The organism is Phyllobacterium sp. GQ127, assembly GCF_059758635.1.
In genome coordinates this window covers 12,380-29,069 of sequence record NZ_JCAXDZ010000006.1, presented here as the reverse complement: position 1 = coordinate 29,069, position 16,690 = coordinate 12,380, and the positions used below count along the sequence as shown (strand labels likewise).

15 protein-coding genes are annotated in these 16,690 nt (G+C 52.6%); 4 read left to right on the top strand and 11 right to left on the bottom strand.

Annotation, left to right across the window (positions count from 1 at the left end; translation table 11 throughout):
* Positions 1 to 78: 78 nt before the first annotated feature.
* Positions 79 to 1,125: an adenylate/guanylate cyclase domain-containing protein gene (locus AC6CHM_RS19510; protein ID WP_498174231.1), complete on the bottom strand. Its 1,047-nt coding sequence runs from the start codon at positions 1,123 to 1,125 to the stop codon at positions 79 to 81.
* Positions 1,126 to 1,293: 168 nt separating this feature from the next.
* Between AC6CHM_RS19510 and AC6CHM_RS19505 the strand changes: the two genes are divergently transcribed.
* Together AC6CHM_RS19505 and AC6CHM_RS19500 are read left to right on the top strand one after the other, a co-directional pair.
* Complete coding sequence (locus tag AC6CHM_RS19505; RefSeq protein ID WP_498174229.1) at positions 1,294 to 1,749, top strand: RrF2 family transcriptional regulator; 456 nt, start codon at positions 1,294 to 1,296, stop codon at positions 1,747 to 1,749.
* Positions 1,739 to 2,644, top strand: coding sequence for an NAD(P)/FAD-dependent oxidoreductase (locus AC6CHM_RS19500; protein WP_498174227.1), 906 nt, complete (start codon positions 1,739 to 1,741; stop codon positions 2,642 to 2,644). The genes AC6CHM_RS19505 and AC6CHM_RS19500 overlap by 11 nt, the downstream gene beginning before the upstream one ends.
* Before the next feature lies 1 nt (position 2,645).
* Here the strand turns inward: AC6CHM_RS19500 and AC6CHM_RS19495 are convergent, their stop codons facing one another.
* Genes AC6CHM_RS19495 through AC6CHM_RS19480 form a run of 4 tightly spaced genes read right to left on the bottom strand, consistent with a single transcriptional unit; the run spans position 2,646 to position 6,159 of the window.
* Positions 2,646 to 3,488 (bottom strand): metal ABC transporter permease, encoded by an 843-nt coding sequence (locus AC6CHM_RS19495; RefSeq protein WP_498174225.1) that lies wholly within the window; start codon positions 3,486 to 3,488, stop codon positions 2,646 to 2,648.
* Positions 3,485 to 4,342: a metal ABC transporter permease gene (locus tag AC6CHM_RS19490; RefSeq protein WP_115054066.1), complete on the bottom strand. Its 858-nt coding sequence runs from the start codon at positions 4,340 to 4,342 to the stop codon at positions 3,485 to 3,487. The genes AC6CHM_RS19495 and AC6CHM_RS19490 overlap by 4 nt, the downstream gene beginning before the upstream one ends.
* Positions 4,343 to 5,242, bottom strand: coding sequence for a manganese/iron ABC transporter ATP-binding protein (locus tag AC6CHM_RS19485; protein WP_498174222.1), 900 nt, complete (start codon positions 5,240 to 5,242; stop codon positions 4,343 to 4,345). It lies immediately after the preceding gene.
* Positions 5,239 to 6,159: a metal ABC transporter substrate-binding protein gene (locus AC6CHM_RS19480; RefSeq protein WP_498174220.1), complete on the bottom strand. Its 921-nt coding sequence runs from the start codon at positions 6,157 to 6,159 to the stop codon at positions 5,239 to 5,241. Before AC6CHM_RS19480 ends, AC6CHM_RS19485 begins: the two co-directional genes overlap by 4 nt.
* 218 nt (positions 6,160 to 6,377) lie before the next feature.
* Here AC6CHM_RS19480 and AC6CHM_RS19475 point away from each other — a divergent pair, with 218 nt between their 5' ends.
* On the top strand, positions 6,378 to 7,373 hold the full coding sequence (locus AC6CHM_RS19475; RefSeq protein WP_336442214.1) for an ATP-binding cassette domain-containing protein: 996 nt from the start codon (positions 6,378 to 6,380) through the stop codon (positions 7,371 to 7,373).
* On the top strand, positions 7,373 to 8,179 hold the full coding sequence (locus AC6CHM_RS19470) for an ABC transporter permease (protein ID WP_115054071.1): 807 nt from the start codon (positions 7,373 to 7,375) through the stop codon (positions 8,177 to 8,179). Before AC6CHM_RS19475 ends, AC6CHM_RS19470 begins: the two co-directional genes overlap by 1 nt.
* A gap of 101 nt (positions 8,180 to 8,280) precedes the next feature.
* On the opposite strand, the gene AC6CHM_RS19465 is transcribed toward AC6CHM_RS19470, so the two are convergent.
* Genes AC6CHM_RS19465 through AC6CHM_RS19440 form a run of 6 tightly spaced genes read right to left on the bottom strand, consistent with a single transcriptional unit; the run spans position 8,281 to position 16,681 of the window.
* Positions 8,281 to 10,677: an aldehyde dehydrogenase family protein gene (locus tag AC6CHM_RS19465; protein ID WP_498174217.1), complete on the bottom strand. Its 2,397-nt coding sequence runs from the start codon at positions 10,675 to 10,677 to the stop codon at positions 8,281 to 8,283.
* A gap of 10 nt (positions 10,678 to 10,687) precedes the next feature.
* Positions 10,688 to 11,692: a deoxyribose-phosphate aldolase gene (deoC, locus tag AC6CHM_RS19460; RefSeq protein ID WP_498174215.1), complete on the bottom strand. Its 1,005-nt coding sequence runs from the start codon at positions 11,690 to 11,692 to the stop codon at positions 10,688 to 10,690.
* Positions 11,689 to 12,696 carry an ABC transporter permease gene (locus AC6CHM_RS19455; RefSeq protein ID WP_115054072.1) on the bottom strand — a complete coding sequence of 336 codons (1,008 nt, stop codon included), beginning with the start codon at positions 12,694 to 12,696 and terminating at the stop codon, positions 11,689 to 11,691. The genes deoC and AC6CHM_RS19455 overlap by 4 nt, the downstream gene beginning before the upstream one ends.
* Positions 12,689 to 14,179, bottom strand: coding sequence for a sugar ABC transporter ATP-binding protein (locus AC6CHM_RS19450; RefSeq protein ID WP_498174212.1), 1,491 nt, complete (start codon positions 14,177 to 14,179; stop codon positions 12,689 to 12,691). The genes AC6CHM_RS19455 and AC6CHM_RS19450 overlap by 8 nt, the downstream gene beginning before the upstream one ends.
* Positions 14,169 to 15,164, bottom strand: a complete 996-nt coding sequence (locus AC6CHM_RS19445; RefSeq protein WP_115054074.1) for a sugar-binding transcriptional regulator — start codon at positions 15,162 to 15,164, stop codon at positions 14,169 to 14,171. Before AC6CHM_RS19445 ends, AC6CHM_RS19450 begins: the two co-directional genes overlap by 11 nt.
* Positions 15,161 to 16,681, bottom strand: a complete 1,521-nt coding sequence (locus tag AC6CHM_RS19440; RefSeq protein ID WP_498174210.1) for an FGGY-family carbohydrate kinase — start codon at positions 16,679 to 16,681, stop codon at positions 15,161 to 15,163. Before AC6CHM_RS19440 ends, AC6CHM_RS19445 begins: the two co-directional genes overlap by 4 nt.
* Between the last annotated feature and the right edge of the window lie 9 nt (positions 16,682 to 16,690).

Here is a 16,690-nt window from a genome sequence, read left to right as displayed (position 1 = left end):
ATCCCAAGGCCCTCGACAAGCCCGGACCATAGCCTAGCACAACGACCCTGTCATCCGCACAAATGGCAAATTTGGCGCTTAATGAACAAAATTTGTCGAAGTGGGGATATTTGCCGCACGCTTCAACGCCATGACTCCCAGCGTCTGCCCCCTACCCTTTACGGCATGCATTCCAAGAAATTCCGGCTGAATATCGCCTTCGAACTCCACTCGCTTTGCGAGATCTCCGGAAATCAATACTGGTGCATCAAGTGTCCGACAAAGCGTTTCCAGCCGCGCAGTGGTGTTCACCGTGTCACCAAAATAGGTAATCTTGTGATGATCGACCCCTATTTCCGCAGTAATGATGGGACCACCGTGAAGGGCTGCGCGAAGTTGTGGAACACGTCCAAAATTTTTCAGCCACTTTTCCCGGTCTGCCTCAATGGAATCGAGAATAGCGAAGACGCATTTTACGCTATTGCCATTCTTGGTGCCTCTCGCCATTGGCCAAGTAATAATGGCGGCATCGCCAATATAATCGTCAATGGTCCCCCTATATCTGCGTACTGGCTCGGCAAAGGCTGCGAACAACGCTCCAAGGAACTGCTGGGCCCGCAGATCACCAAATTCCTGGGCAAAGGAAGTCGACCCAACCAGATCGATAAACAGGAATACCCGCTCCTCTTCGATGGGCTTGCGGTAACGCCCGATAAGAAGACTTGAAAAGACGTCACGCCCCAACAATTCGCGTACCCGCGCAACGAAACTGACGACGAGCGAAACACCCAGCGCGGCGAACATGGCGCTAGCGGGCAAAATTGCGATTTCACGCCAGGATTCGTAAGTTTGGTAACCTATAAATCCCAACAGGAGTCGACATAATGCGGAGCCTACATACATCAATATGTATGTAACGATGAGCATGGAAATCAGATAAAGCGGGGTCGAAAGCGCGGCAATTCTTGCATAGAGTCGAGGAAACAATGCCCCACGCTCGAGTGCGATAATGGGTACACAAGTAAAAAGCGCAAAAACGGAACCTACAATTGATGGTTCTCCGTAAAAGGCCCAGCTAAAAAGTGCGCCGCTTATGGAAACGACGCACAGAATGAATATCCAAAATCCTCCGGAGTATCTGTTCATGTCTGCTCGCTCCGCAGCAGAAGTAAGTTGGGCGGATTGATCAACATGCACATCTCCGGATAACCGTTTGACCTTATGTAGACGCTTTTGCTCACTGTCCAAGATGAGTTGACGAATTTATTTCACGCAATCTTGACGTGCGCTATGTCACGTATCATATTCTGTTACATGAAAAGAAACAGCCGCCTTTCCGCCGTCCTCCACGTCATTCTCCACATGGCAGAGCGCGCCAAACCCATGACATCGGAGGAATTGGCCAAACATATGCATACAAATGCCGTTGTCGTCCGCCGGACAATGGCGGGATTGCGAGATGCCGGATTTGTGCGATCCGAGAAGGGCCATGGTGGTGGCTGGATTATCGCACGCGACCTCAACACTTTAACTCTTCGCGACATTTACGACGCGCTTGGCTCCCCTGACTTCTTTGCTTTGGGCAATAGAGCCGACGCACCCGATTGCCTTGTGGAACAGTCGGTCAATCATGCGCTCGACACTGCATTTCAAGAAGCCGAAGCCCTTATCATTGAACGGCTCGGCACGATAACACTCGCCGATCTCGCCGCTGATTTTCACCGGCGTTTTGATGCGATCCGAAAGGAGAGAAAATCCCATGACCTATGACGTTATTGTTGTTGGGGGAAGTTATTCCGGTCTTGCAGCAGCGTTGCAAGTCGCCCGTTCACGTCGCAATGTACTTGTTGTGGACGCAGGCGAGCGTCGCAACCGATTTGCTGAAACCTCTCACGGATTCCTGACACAAGACGGCAGTTCGGCTGTACAGATTGCGCATGTCGGGCGCGAGCAGCTATTGGCTTATCCGAATGTCACCTGGGTTGATGCCCGTGCGGAAAATGCCGAAGGTATCCTCGATGCCTTCACTGTCGGCACCTCATCCGGAGCAGATTACAAGGGCCGGCGTCTTATTCTGGCAACAGGTGTCACGGACATATTGCCAACAATACCCGGTCTTCGCGAACGGTGGGGCAAGAGCGTTTTTCATTGTCCCTATTGCCACGGTTATGAAGCAGGTGGCGGCGATATCGGCGTGTTGGCGACAAGTTCCTTGTCTGCCCATCAAGCTTTAATGCTTGCCGACTGGGGCAACACCAAGCTTTTTGTCAACAACATGTTTGAGCCTAGTGACGACCAATTGGCGGCTCTGGCTGCGCGTAATGTGACGCTCGATTATGGGACGATTGCCGCCATATCGGGCGAAGAGGCACAGCCGATTGTAGAGTTTTCTGATGGTCGTGCCCTATCGCTTACCGGATTGTTTACTCTTTCGCGCACCGTTGTCACTGGTCCACTCCCGCAACAATTGAAGTGCGCGCTGGAAGATGGACCGCTCGGAACATTCATTCAAACGGACGCAAGCAAACTAACGTCGGTTCCTGGTGTCTATGCCTGCGGTGATACAGCCCTTATGGCCGGTTCGGTCTCCTTTGCCGTGGGCGACGGCGCTAGGGCGGGGGTTTCAGCACATCAATCGCTAATATTTCCCAGCCCAATGCACTGATTTACATCGGCTGCGTCTCGGTTCGAGCTTGCCGATAGGACACCAGCGCCAGCGCACCGATGAAAGTTCCCGTCATCAACAGAACGATGGTCGGCGCCGGCGCGCTGTCAATGAAGAAAGCAAAATAAGTACCTAAGAAAGAGGCCAATACCGCAACGAAGACGGAGACGAGAAGCATTTTACTGAATGTCCGGGTAAGCAAAAAAGCAATTGCTCCCGGCGCGATCAACATGGCAATTGCTAATATGATGCCAACAGCTTTTAGAGCGCCCACAATCGTTAGGGAAATCAGGCAAAGCAGCCCATAATGCAGCAATCCCACACGTAATCCAACTGCGCGGGCTTGCACCGTATCAAATGCGTGAAGCAAGAAATCGCGCCATTTAAACACGATAGTTCCGGCTGTGATCGTTGCGATGATCGCCGTCTGGGCGATATCGCTCCAGCTGATACCGAGCATGTCACCAAACAATATATGGTCGAGGTGAACGTCTGACTGGATTTTCACATATAGCACGAGACCAAGGCCGAACATGCCGGAAAAAACGACGCCCATAACCGTGTCCTGCTTGATACGGCTGTTTTCCTTCAAAAACCCGGTGGCAATTGCGCAGAACATGCCTGCCACAAAGGCTCCGACCGCATAGGGCAAACCAACAATATAAGCGATGACTACTCCTGGAAAAACAGCGTGCGAAATGGCGTCGCCCATCAGCGACCAGCCCTTTAGCACCATGAAACAGGAGAGCAAAGCTGTCGGAATTGCTACGAGTACTGAGATGATCAACGCATTGATCATGAATTCGAACTGAAAGGGCAAAAGCAGGGTTTCAAAGACGCTCATAATGCGACCTCCTGCATTTCTGCAGCGCGGCGCCGGGCTGCGATCAGTCCATGTTTGGGCGCGAAGATAAAAGCGACCAGAAAAATAAGCGTCTGCAACAGGACAATGATTCCGCCGGTAGCCCCGTCGAGAAAATAGCTAATATAGGCACCGGCAAAGCTTGTCATTGCACCGATGACAACAGCGATGACGAGCAGCCGCGGAAATCGATCCGTTAAAAGATAAGCGGTGGCGCCGGGCGTCACGACCATGCAAATAACCAGAAATGCGCCGACTGTCTGTAAAGCTGCTACGGTCGACGCCGATAAAAGCGTAAAGAACATGATTTTGAGCGCTGTTGGATTGAGACCGATAGAGCGTGCATGACTCTCATCGAAAAAAACAACCATAAGATCTTTCCATTTTACCAGCAGAATAGCCAGCGAAACGAAACCGATAATAGCAAGTTGGAGTGTGTCTTCCGGTGTAATCGCCAGGATATTCCCCAGAACAATTGTCTGGATATTCACGGACGTCGGAGAGAGTGACACCATGAACAGGCCGAGACCAAAAAAGGATGAGAAGATCAAACCGATGATGGCATCTTCCTTGAGCTTCGTACGCTGGTTGAGAAACAACATCGCAGCGGCGGCCAGTCCTCCCGAAAAGAATGCACCAATTGAGAAAGGCAGCCCAAGCATATAGGCACCAGCCACACCCGGAACGATGGAATGCGAAAGCGCATCCCCGATAAGAGACCAACCTTTCAGCATGAGATAGGCCGACAGGAAGGCGCAGACACCGCCCACCAACGCCGAAACCCACATGGCATTGATCATATATTGATAAGAGAACGGTTCGAGCAGCAATGTCATCTAAAGTGGTCCATTGCTTTTGGGATTTACGGTATTGTCGTAGAGCACGAAGGGCCGCTCATCATCGGTAATCACGCCGACAGGACGTCTTTCACCTGCGTGCGGGGCATCAAGCTTGAAATGACGCAGCACGCCGCCGAATGTCCGTTCCAGATTTTTCTGTGTGAATGTCTCGGCTGTCGGACCATAAGCAAGTACGGTGCGATTGAGTAGAACAGTGCGGTCACAGAACTCCGGGACACTACCAAGATTATGCGTTGAAACCAAAATTACCCGCCCCTCGTCGCGCAGGGCACGCAGCAATATAATAATCGCCTCTTCCGTTTTCACATCCACGCCGGTGAATGGCTCATCCAGCAAAATGACCCGTCCATCTTGTGCTAATGCGCGAGCAAGAAATACCCGTTTCTTTTGGCCACCCGAAAGCTCGCCAATTTGGCGTTTGCGAAAATCGGTCATTCCCACGCGCGCGAGGGCATCCGATACTGCCTGCCGATCTGCAGCCTTGGCGATACGCATCATGCCCATGTGGCCATAACGGCCCATCATGACAACATCTTCCACCAAGACCGGAAAATTCCAGTCTATATCCTCGCTTTGAGGAACGTAGGCAACAAGGTTCTTTTTCAAGGCTTCATTTACTGACTGACGAAGAACTGAAATCGTTCCTTCGGAAGCCTTTATAAAACCCATGATTGCCTTGAAAAGCGTTGACTTGCCGGAACCATTAACTCCCACCAGCGCAGTGATAGTGCCTGTAGGGATTTCAAACGTCGCATCGCGCAACGCTGTATGACCGTTGCGATAGATTACCGTAGCGCCCTTTACTGAAATGCCCCCACCCGCGTCAGACGACACGGGTGAATATCTGCGAGCCGATTGAAACGATTGGGCGTTCATTGCGTGATACCTTTGGCAAGGCCTTCCGCAACCCGGCTGGATGTGACGCGTAAGAGATCTATGTAGGTTGGGACTTCACCACTCGCGTCGGTAAGCGAATCCACATAAAGAACGCCGCCATAACTTGCGCCGGTTTCCCGTGCGACCTGCTTGGCAGGATCAGCCGAGATCGTGCTTTCCGAGAAAACCACGCCGATCTTGTTCGCCCGGACCGCATCAATCACCTTGCGTACTTGTTGAGGCGTGCCTTGCTGATCTGCATTGATAGGCCAGAGATAAACTTCTTTCAGATCAAAATCGCGAGCCAGATAGGAGAACGCGCCCTCGCTGGACACCAACCAGCGCTTGTCTGCTGGAATGGCTGCAAGCTCGTCCTTAATCGGATCAATCGCTGCCTTGATTTGTCCCTTGTAGGTCTCGGCGTTTGCCTCATAGGTTTCAGCATTAGCCGGATCATATTTTACAAAAGCGTCGCGGATATTATCAACGTAAATCAGCGCCGCTGTCGGGGACATCCAGGCATGCGGATTTGGTTTACCCGTATAGGGCCCTTCAGCAATGCCCATCGGCACCACACCCTGCGAAACAACGACTCCTGGAACGTCTTTTAAATTGGCAAAGAACTTTTCAAACCAGAGCTCGAGATTGAGGCCATTCCATAAAATAAGTTGGGCACCCTGCGCTTTCTGGATATCGCCCGGCGTTGGCTGATAATTATGAATCTCCGCGCCTGGCTTGGTAATAGATTCAACAATCGCCGCATCACCAGCAACATTGCGCGCAATGTCGGCAATAACCGTAAATGTGGTCACCGCCTTGAATTTGTCCTGTGCCGCTGCGGGAATGATCGCCAAGATCATTCCGAAGAACGCGCCCATTATTCCGGTCAACACGGACCGCCTCACTCCATCCAGCATAGCCTCTCCTTATTGCAATTGAGTTGCAACTGCATCCTTAGCGAGGATCATCAATTATTGCAAGTGCGAATGATTTGCAAAAAGACTTGGCAGTATCTGTCAGGAATGAATTGTGAGCAGCTCGTGCAACTTTGACAGAAAATGCTGGCATTGATATCTGTTCGCTCTTGCCGCCGCTGATCCCTACCTGACATTTCGCCAATTTAAGGACTGTGACGATGGCCGACACCGCTGCGCCGAACAATGGCGTTTCATCTTTAGCAATCGAAGCGCATGGGCTAACCAAAAATTTTGGCAATGTCCGCGCCGTGGACGGTATTGATCTTACCGTGCCGCGCGGCATGATCTTTGGCATCCTCGGACCAAATGGTGCTGGCAAGACCACCTTGTTGCGCATGCTGGCGACGTTGCTGCCGGCAGATGCGGGATCGGCAAAGGTGCTGGGTTTTGATTTGAAGGACTCGCCTCACGAGGTGCGCGGATCGATTGCCATGACCGGTCAATTTGCCTCGCTTGACGAAGATCTGACGGGACGTGAGAATCTGATCTTGCTTGCAAGACTATGGGGCTTCCGCGGACGCAACGCCAAGAAACGTGCCGATGATTTGCTAACAGCTTTCGACCTGATGGAGGCGGCTACCAAGCAGGTAAAGGATTATTCTGGAGGCATGCGCCGAAGGCTGGACATCGCCGCGTCGCTTGTTGTTACTCCCGGGGTTCTTTTTCTCGATGAACCAACAACCGGTCTCGACCCGATGGCACGCAAGAGTGTTTGGCGTATGATCCGCTCTCTTTCCGAGGCGGGCGTTACGATACTTTTGACCACGCAGTATCTTGAGGAAGCTGACCAGCTCGCTGCTCGCATAGCTGTCATCAATCATGGCAAAAAGATCGCCGAGGGCACCAGCCGCGAATTGAAAGCTGCAACTGGCTCCGGCTTTCTGCACCTGACATTGGTTGAGCATTCACGCATTGACGAAGCGGAGCAGGTGCTTGAAGAAATAACAGGTAACAAGCCCCAGCGAAGCTCGGAAGGTGCGGCCTTATCATTGATGATTGATACGCCTCAAAATGCCAATCGTGCTCTGGCCGCTTTAATAAAAGCCGACATCGAACTTGCTGATTTCTCTATGGGTGCGCCAAGCCTTGACGAAGTGTTTTTCGCTCTGACTGGCCAGATTACCGAGCCTCAGATTACTGACGGAGAAGCGTGATGGACGATAATAAGGCAACGGTTGCACTTATCCATGCTGCCCGCCCTCCTCAACCTTCAGCATTTTCCAATGCGCTTGTGTTTGGCTGGCGGGCAGTATTGAAATTTAAACATGTCCCTGAGCAGCTCTTTGATCTGGTGATGACGCCGATCATGTTCACCCTGCTCTTCACCTTCGTCTTCGGCGGCGCGCTCTCAGGGTCAACATCAGCCTATTTGCAGTATTTTTTGCCAGGCATCCTCGTACAGACCGTGGTGTTCAATTCAATGTACTCGGGAATGGGTCTGAGTACAGATCTTGGCAAGGGTCTGTTTGACAGGTTTCGTTCATTGCCAATTTGGTCTCTCTCGCCTTTCGCCGGTCTGATGGTCGGCGATATCCTGCGCCATCTCATCGCGTCCCTGCTTATTCTGATAATAGGGATTATTCTTGGCTATCGGCCGGAAGCTGGGATTATAGGTATCGTCGAGGCTTTGCTGTTGCTTATTGTTATAGGTTTTGGCTTTGGCTGGATATTTCTGGTGCTGGGATTGGTCATGCGTACGCCCAATACGGTCATGACAATGGCGTTCACCGGCATCATGCCGTTGGTTTTCGCATCGAACATCATGGTTGATCCAGCAACAATGCCCAGTCTGCTTAGGGCATTCGTCGAGGTCAATCCTGTATCGTTGATGACGACAGCTATGCGCGGTCTTATGGCTGGTAATGCGACAATGGTTCAAATTGGCGCAGCATTGATCGCGCCCGTCCTATTGACCATCACACTCGCGCCGCTCACGCTTTGGCTCTATCGCCGTAAATAAACAGGCCAAAACAATCCGAGTGATTGAAATAGGGAGCCGAATGTGAACATTCGGCTCCTATCCTATCACTACCGACAGTACTGTCCGCCTATGTAAGTTTCTTACTCGCCGTAAGGAACCCATATATTTTTGACTTGTACAGCCCGGCGCAAATATTCCTTGCCTTGCGCCTTGCCGCCCAGCCAGTCGCGCTGACGGCCATTGCTGACCCATGTGGTCTTCAAATTTCCACATGAGGCTCGCTCCACCATGGCACTGCCTTCCTTGGAGCCGATATACCAGATCGCATCAACTTCATCATGTTCGGCCAACGTCTTGGCAAGAACGTCGCGTTCACCGGTAATGATATTAATAACCCCGCCGGGCACGTCGGATGTGTCGAGCACCTGATACAGATTGGTTGCAAGCAGCGGATGCCGAGCAGACGGCACGACCACTACACGATTGCCCATCGAAATGGCCGGAAGCACCAGCGAAACAAAGGACAGAAGTGGGTTTTCATCCGGACAAACTATACCGACAATGCCAAAGGGCTCATTCATAGCCAGCGTCACATGGCGTGACTTGGTCGCGTGGACAGCACCATCATATTTGTCGGCCTGTGCAGCATAATAGAAGATGCGTCGCAGCGCCGTATCAAACTCTTCTGCCGCCGCCTTGGCCGACACGCCGGTGCTTTCGACCAAAAGTGCTTCGAATTCCGCACGGCGGGCATCAAGGTTTTCGCCAAGATAATAAAGCACCTGAGCGCGGTTGTGTGCAGTTGCACTTCCCCAGCCTCCAGCTTTGGTTGCCGCTTCTACCGCATTACGAATGTCTTTCCGATTGCCGATGCCGGCATGGCCGACGATCTGACCGCCTTTGCCAAGGACGGAATAGGAGTAGCCTCCGTCCGGTCGAGCTTGTTTGCCGCCGACATAGTTCTTGGCCGTACGGTCAATGGATCCACCCTGAGCAACCTTTGCATCTCCGTCCGGGGCCGCCGATAGTTTCAAAGGCTGTTCGGCCTTTGCTAGCGGCAAGCGCTTTTCCCAATCAGCGGTGAGATATTCATAAAGACCTTCGCGACCACCTTCCCTACCAAAGCCGGATTCGCGATAGCCGCCAAAGCCTGCGCCGGCATCGAGAAGATTGGTTGAATTGATCCAGACAACACCAGCTTTCACCCGTGCAGCCATATCAAGGGCCAGGTTGATATTCTCGGACCAGATTGAAGCGGCAAGCCCGTATTTTGTATTGTTCGCCAAGGCAATTGCCTCGTCGGGTGTACGGAAAGTAGTCGTCGTCGCGACAGGACCAAATATTTCGACTTCGCAGACAGTCGATGCCGGATCCACATCCGTAAAGAAAGCTGGAGCAAAGAAATTACCCTTGGCCGGGAGTTTCACGGGCGCTTGCCAAAGTGTGCCCCCTTCTGTCTTGCCCTTTTCAACAAGCGACGTCACGCGTTTCAACTGACCTGGCGAAACCAAAGCACCTATATCCATTGTCTTGTCGAGTGGATCTCCAACACGCAGCGTCTCCATGCGTTTGCGCAGCTTGTTGTAAAAGCGCTCGGCAACACCTTCCTGCACAAGAATACGGGATCCAGCGCAGCACACCTCACCTTGATTGAACCAGATTGCATCAACAACCCCTTCAATGGCGCCGTCAATATCCGCATCTTCAAAAACAATGAAGGGCGACTTGCCACCGAGTTCCAAGGAGAGCTTTTTTTCCGATCCGGCAATCTGCTCGCGGATGATCCGGCCAACCTCGGTGGAGCCGGTAAATGCTACCTTGTCCACATCCTTATGGCCGCAAATAGCAGCACCAGTTGTGCCATCGCCATGAACAATATTCACCACACCCGCAGGCAGACCCACCTCATGGCAGATCTCCGCGAAAGCGATAGCCGTTAACGGCGTCAGTTCGGCAGGTTTAAGGACAACGGTGTTACCGGCAGCAAGTGCCGGAGCGACCTTCCATGCCAGCATAAGCAAGGGAAAGTTCCATGGAATGACCTGACCGCAAACGCCGACCGGAGAATATCCTTCGAATTCTGTCTCGACCATTTCTGCCCAACCGGCATGATGATAGAAATGACGGGCGACAAGCGGAATATCAATATCCCGCGTCTCCCGGATAGGCTTGCCATTATCCATTGTTTCCAACACGGAGAAAAAGCGCTCACGCTTTTGTATATGCCGTGCAATGGCGTATAGATACTTGGCCCGCTCATGCCCGGGCAATACCGACCATTTTCCGAATGCTGCGCGAGCAGCCTTTACCGCCGCATCCACATCAGCGGTCGTGCCTTGCACCACTTTTCCCAACGGAGAACCGTTTGCAGGGTTCATAACGGCAATCAGATCGCGACCTTCAATGCTGGTGAACTTACCATTGATGAAATGTCCGAAACCTTGGTTATTGGCATCGAGCCAGGCTTGAACGTCAGTATTACTTTCCGGTGCCGGGCCATATTCCATGGTGCGAAGAATATCCTTGATCTGTCCCATGTTTGTTTCCTTAAGCGAGCGCGTGGCGCGAAGACGCGGCATAACGGCCCGTCACATAATGTTCGAGTTGCCGTTCGATATCTCCAAGCATCGAGCTGGCACCAAGGCGGAAAAGATCCGGCTGCAGCCAGGGCAGGCCCAATTCCTCCTTCATCAGGATCAGCCAATTCATGGCGTCCTTGGCAGTCTTCATACCGCCGGCAGGCTTGAATCCAACGATCTGGCCCGAATATTCGCCAAAATCACGCAAGGCACGCAACATGATCAAACTGACAGGCAAAGTTGCATTGACATCTTCCTTGCCTGTGGATGTCTTAATGAAATCGGCACCAGCCTGCATTGCGACCATGGAAGCACGATAAACATTGCGTAGCGTATTGAGGTCGCCAGTTGCGAGAATTGCTTTCAAATGCGCTTCGCCAGAGGCTTCGCGCATCTGCACGATCTCGTCGTAGAGCGCTTCCCAATTCTGCGTAAGAACCTGCTCGCGATTGATAACAATATCAATTTCCTTGGCACCCTCGCCTACCGCATATTTGATTTCGGCAAGGCGCTGCGGCAATGGCGTCAAGCCAGCGGGAAAGCCGGTCGCAACCGATGCAACAGGAATGTTCGTTCCGCGCAAGGCCTTAACAGCGTGCCCAACCATAGTAGGATAAACGCACACCGCGCCCGTCGTAATATTGGCATCGCCAAGGCCAAGCGCTTCAAGTATGTCTATGCGAACCGGACGTTTTGCCTTCGCGCAAAGCCGCTGAACACGCCCTGCCGTGTCGTCACCTGCCAGTGTGGTGAGGTCAATACATGTGATCGCTTTTACCAGCCAAGCAGCCTGATATTCCTTCTTTACGGTCCGGCGTGTCGTCAGAGTGGCAGCACGGCGTTCCGTGGCAGAACGGTTGACAGCAATATCCTCAAACCACTCAGGTTTCAGTTCAGTGCCGGTGTTGCGCGCATGAGCTTTCTGCACGGCTAAGTGCGTGCCCTTGGCAACCGATAAGTCTTGCGTGTTCATCCACGACCCTTCCTGTGATCTATGAAGCGATTGAGCAAAATAGCTGCAACTATGATGAGTCCGGTGACGGTCATCTGATAGAAGGAGCCCAATCCCAGAAGATTGAATATGTTTCTAAGAACTTGAAGCAACATTACGGCAAAGAATGTGCCGAGAACACCACCGCGACCGCCAAAAAGGCTTGTACCGCCAAGGACAACCGCTGCGATGGCGTCAAGCTCCAGGCCTTGCGCTGCTGTTGGCTGACCGATGCGCAAACGCGATGTCAAAAGAATTCCACCGAGAGCCGCCATGAAGCCGGAAACAGCAAAGACGGCCGTGACAATCAAGCGGGTGGGTAGACCGGAAAGACGGGCAGCTTCCGGATTGCCACCTGTCGCAAACACATACTCACCAAAGACTGTAAGCCGCAGCACAAGCCCTGCCACAATGCAAAGGCCTATAAAGATCAGCCCCATGGACGAAATGGCAAAGCCGGGAAAGATTGGCACCATCGTTGAGCCGATGGCGGCAAAACCTTGCGGCAGCCCGCTGACTGGCACGCCATCGGTCAGAAGATAGGTAATGCCCCGGAAAGAGACGAGGCCGGCCAAAGTTACAATGAAGCTCGGCACTTGTGCCAGAGCGCTCGTCGCACCCATGGCTGCGCCACAGGCTGTTCCCGCCAAAACCGTTATTGCAACTGCGATGAATGGATCGAAACCGTTGGACATGAGCACTGCCACCAGCATACCGCACAGTGCTACAATGCTACCCACAGACAAATCAATATTCCCTGTGAGAATGACAAAGGTCATCCCAATGGCAACGACGCCTACCACGGCTGCCTGTTGGAAGAGGTTGGCTATGTTTGCGAAAGTCAGAAAATTATCAGACAACGTTGTCGCGATCGCTACCACCGCCAAAAAGATGACAATGAAATTATACTCGATACCGAGATCAATGGCCCGTTTACCCAACCCCGGCGAAGGCAGCTGAGCGGCGGATATTGCTGTTTTAGACATGGTGTTCACCCAATATTGTAGCCCGCAGAATTGTATCGCGGTCGGTGATGGACGGATCATATCGTCCAATATTGCGGCCCTCATGGAAGACCCAGATTGCATCGCAGGCAGCATAGAGTTCTTCGAGTTCGCTGCTGGCAACAATTACCGCTGCGCCATCTTCTGCCAATTTATCCACCAGATTATAGAGATCGGCTTTCGCCCCAATATCTAGACCACGGCTTGGCTCATCCAGCAGAAGTACACGGGCGCCATTGATGATCCACTTCGCCAGGACAATTTTCTGCTGATTGCCACCGGAAAGCTGCACCACAGCCTGTTCCGGCTTGCCATACTTGGTGGAAAGACTTTGAAGGACCGGTGTTGCCTTCTGTTTTTGGAGCGAATGGCGCGTCAACCAGCTCTGGCGCATGGAAGGTAACGTCGCGTTTTTGTAGATGGGCGCGTGTAGTATCAAACCCTCGGTCTTGCGGTTCTCCGGTACGAGGCCCAAACCACATCGAATAGAGTCTGCCGGATGACGTGGACGGAAGTTCTTGTCTTCCAGCAATATCTCACCTTCGAAATGGTGCGCTCCAAACAAAGCTTTCAGAAACGACGTGCGGCCTGATCCGTTAAGTCCGGTAAGGCCGACAACTTCACCCCAGCGCACATCAAGTCCAGAAATATTGAGACCCTCTGCACCACGCAGCCTGTTGACTTTCAACGCTACCTTGCCTGTAACCGGCTTGCGGACCTTACGTTCAATCAGCGAACGCTCCTTGCCTATGATGGCGGTAACAAGTTGCTCATCGGTGGTGTCAGCAATATCGTACGTTCCGATAGTCTTGCCGCCGCGCAAAACCGTAACCCGATCACCGATCTCACGCAATTCACCAAGCCGGTGACTGACATAAACAATTGCGACGCCATGCTTCACCAAATCGCGGATAACTTCGAATATGCTCTTCAGCTCAGTCTCATTGAGCGATGCCGAAGGCTCATCCATGATAATGATTTTCGCATCCATGGTGAGCGAGCGGGCGATTGCGGTCAGCTGCTGGTTGGCAACAGATAGAGTTTCAACACGCGCATCGGCGGCGAAATTTGCACCAACCCGCCGCAAAGCTTCGTGGGCGCGCTTGCGCCTTGCCTTGTGATCAATCAGACCAAACTTGCCCGGCGCATGACCGAGAAATAGATTTTGTTCGACAGTTAGTTGCGGGACAAGATCCAACTCCTGATAGATCATGGAAATGCCAAGTCGCGATGCTTCTGCCGGACTGCGCAATTCTACAGGATTACCTTCCAGCGCAAGCTGTCCGCCTGTTGGCCGAAAAGCTCCCGCTATGATTTTGAGCAGCGTCGACTTCCCGGCACCATTTGCCCCGAGCAGACAGTGGACCTCACCTGCACGGACTTCAAGCGATGCCGATTCCAGTGCGATAATGTTCGGCAGAAATGTCTTTGAAACGTTTTTAACCGTCAGAACGTCACGTATCATCGCTTATCCCCAATGCATAACGGGCGGTGGCCTCATCGGTAACAATGACTGATACGTAGCCGGCTTTTAACACCGAGGTTGCGATCTTGAATTTTTCCTCTCCCGCGACCACACCAATTGACCACTGCTTGTTTTTCAGCAGTTCAAGGCGCATGCCAACGGTACGGTCATCAATCGCTGTATCAACGATTTTGCCATCCTTATCGACGAAGCGTCCGAGAATATCACCCACAGCGCCGGCATCTTTAAGCCGGTCTATATCTGCTTCATCCAGATAGCCGGAACTTAGCAGCACTGATTCATGGGTAATTCCGCCCATGCCAAAGCAGACAATATCAGCCTGCATGGCTAGCTTCAGTACACGTTCAATAATTGGATCTTCTTCAAGAACCTCGCGCGTGCTCTTTTTCCCGACAATAGCAGGAACAGGCAAAAGCGTTGCGGTGCCATTGCCAGCCTTGGCGAACTCTTCTGCCACGGCACTGGTGTGTGTTACCGTCGAGCGCAAATTGGTCGCGCCATTAACCAGCACGACATGCACACCAGGATTCCAATTATTGGGCAGAAAGCGCGCCACGGCCGACATTGTGCGACCCCATGAAACGCCGATCAGTTCTGCCTTTGGATTAAGTCCTGCCAAATACCGCGCGGCAGCCTGGGCAACACTCTCCATAAGCAGAGCTGAATCGGTTGAACCGCCCGAAGGAACGACAATTGCATCGCGAAGACCAAACTCCTGCTGCAACCTCACCTCGAGTTCCGTCTTCCGGTAAGCACGCGGCGTTATCTCAATACGGACAACACCCAATTCCTTCGCCTCAGTCATGAGGCGGGCGATCTGCCAGCGGGTCAGACCAAGTTCCTTGGCGATCTCGCTCTGGGTTTTGTCGAGATCATAATAAAGCTTGGCTACGCGAACCATGAGATGTTCACGCTGCTCATCGGAGGGCAATCGTACGGACGGGTTTTGACGTGCATCGTTCATCGTTCGGCTCCTGCCCTTTGCCGTGCACTCAAGGCGTGGAGCACCGGTGTCAATGATTCCGTTGCATTTCTATAAAGTTCCATCGTCTCGCGATAGCGTTTTGACCGTTGCGCATCCGGAAGCATTTCTTTGGTCGGAGCAGCACAGGCTTCAGACGCAGTGATCAAATCCGGAAACAGACCGAGAGCATGGGCAGAACAGACGGCTGTACCGACAAGCGAAAGATTATCGTCATACGCAACATGTACCGAACGCTGCAGAGCATCCACTGTTGCTTGCAACCATAGTGGATTTTTACAAATGCCGCCGGCAACGACAATCCGCTCGACGTTGACACCGCGCTGTTCAAGGACAGCAACGATATTGGCTGAGCCTAATGCGATGGAATCGACGGCCGAAGCGTATAGGTCTGCCCGGTCGTGTCCAAGGGACAGTCCAAGTACGGCACCGCGTAGATCAGCGTCGCGGTATGGCGTACGGTTTCCCATCCAGTAGTCCAGAGTCAACAAACCCGAACCGCCCCCAGATGCATTGGAGGCCTTCTTGATCAGATCGGTATGTCCTTGCTCATCAAGGCCGAATAGCTTCTGGCTGAACCAGTTAAGGATCGAACCGGCCGACACCTGCCCGGCTTCTACCAGCCAAAGCCCATCCACCAACGCATTTGGATAAGGACCCCAGAAACCGCTTACGTCACTTTGTTCATTCAAATGGGTCAAATGAACAACTGATGTTCCGCCAATGATTAGCATTCCGCCAGCGGCAACTGTACCGGCACCGAGCAATCCTATATGGGCGTCGATACCGCCCTGCACAACGATTGCCTGTCCGGAAATACCCAAGGCATCCGCAATGCCTGGTTGCAAATTTCCGATAACATCGCCTACTGGAATAATCCGCTGCGGTAGTTTTTGCTGCAATCGGGAAATGCCAAGCGCATCATAAATTTCCGGAACGAAACTGCCGTTTTTGGAATCATAGTTCCACTTGCAGGCGGCATTCATGCGCGAGCCGGACCACTCCCCACAGAGCCGGAAATTGATAAAATCCAGCGCTTCGCAGATGACGTCCGCTTTCTCAAAAATCGCAGGCTCATTGGCAGAAAGCCACATCGCCTTGGGCACCAGCCATTCGGCAGCGTCGCCACCGCCGCTATAATCCATAACCGGATGTTTTACTGTTTCAGTGGCTCGGGCTTCTTCGCTGGCACGGCAATCCATCCATAGAATTGCCGGATAAAGCGGCTTGCTTTCCTTGTCACAGACGACAACCGAAGAAGCCGTTGTGGCCGCGCATACAGCTGCAATTTCGTTGGAGCCGCATCGAGCGATTGCCTCACGCCCGGCTGTCAGCACCGCAGCCCACCAGTCCTCAGCCTGCTGCTCTGCCCAGCCAGCACGCGGATAGGTTGTGTCATAACTGGCTTCCGACAAAGAGAGCATTACTCTGCCCTCTACATCGTAAACTCCAGCCCTGACACCTCCCGTGCCGAGATCAAAGTTCAGAACCAATGTCACTCTTGTATC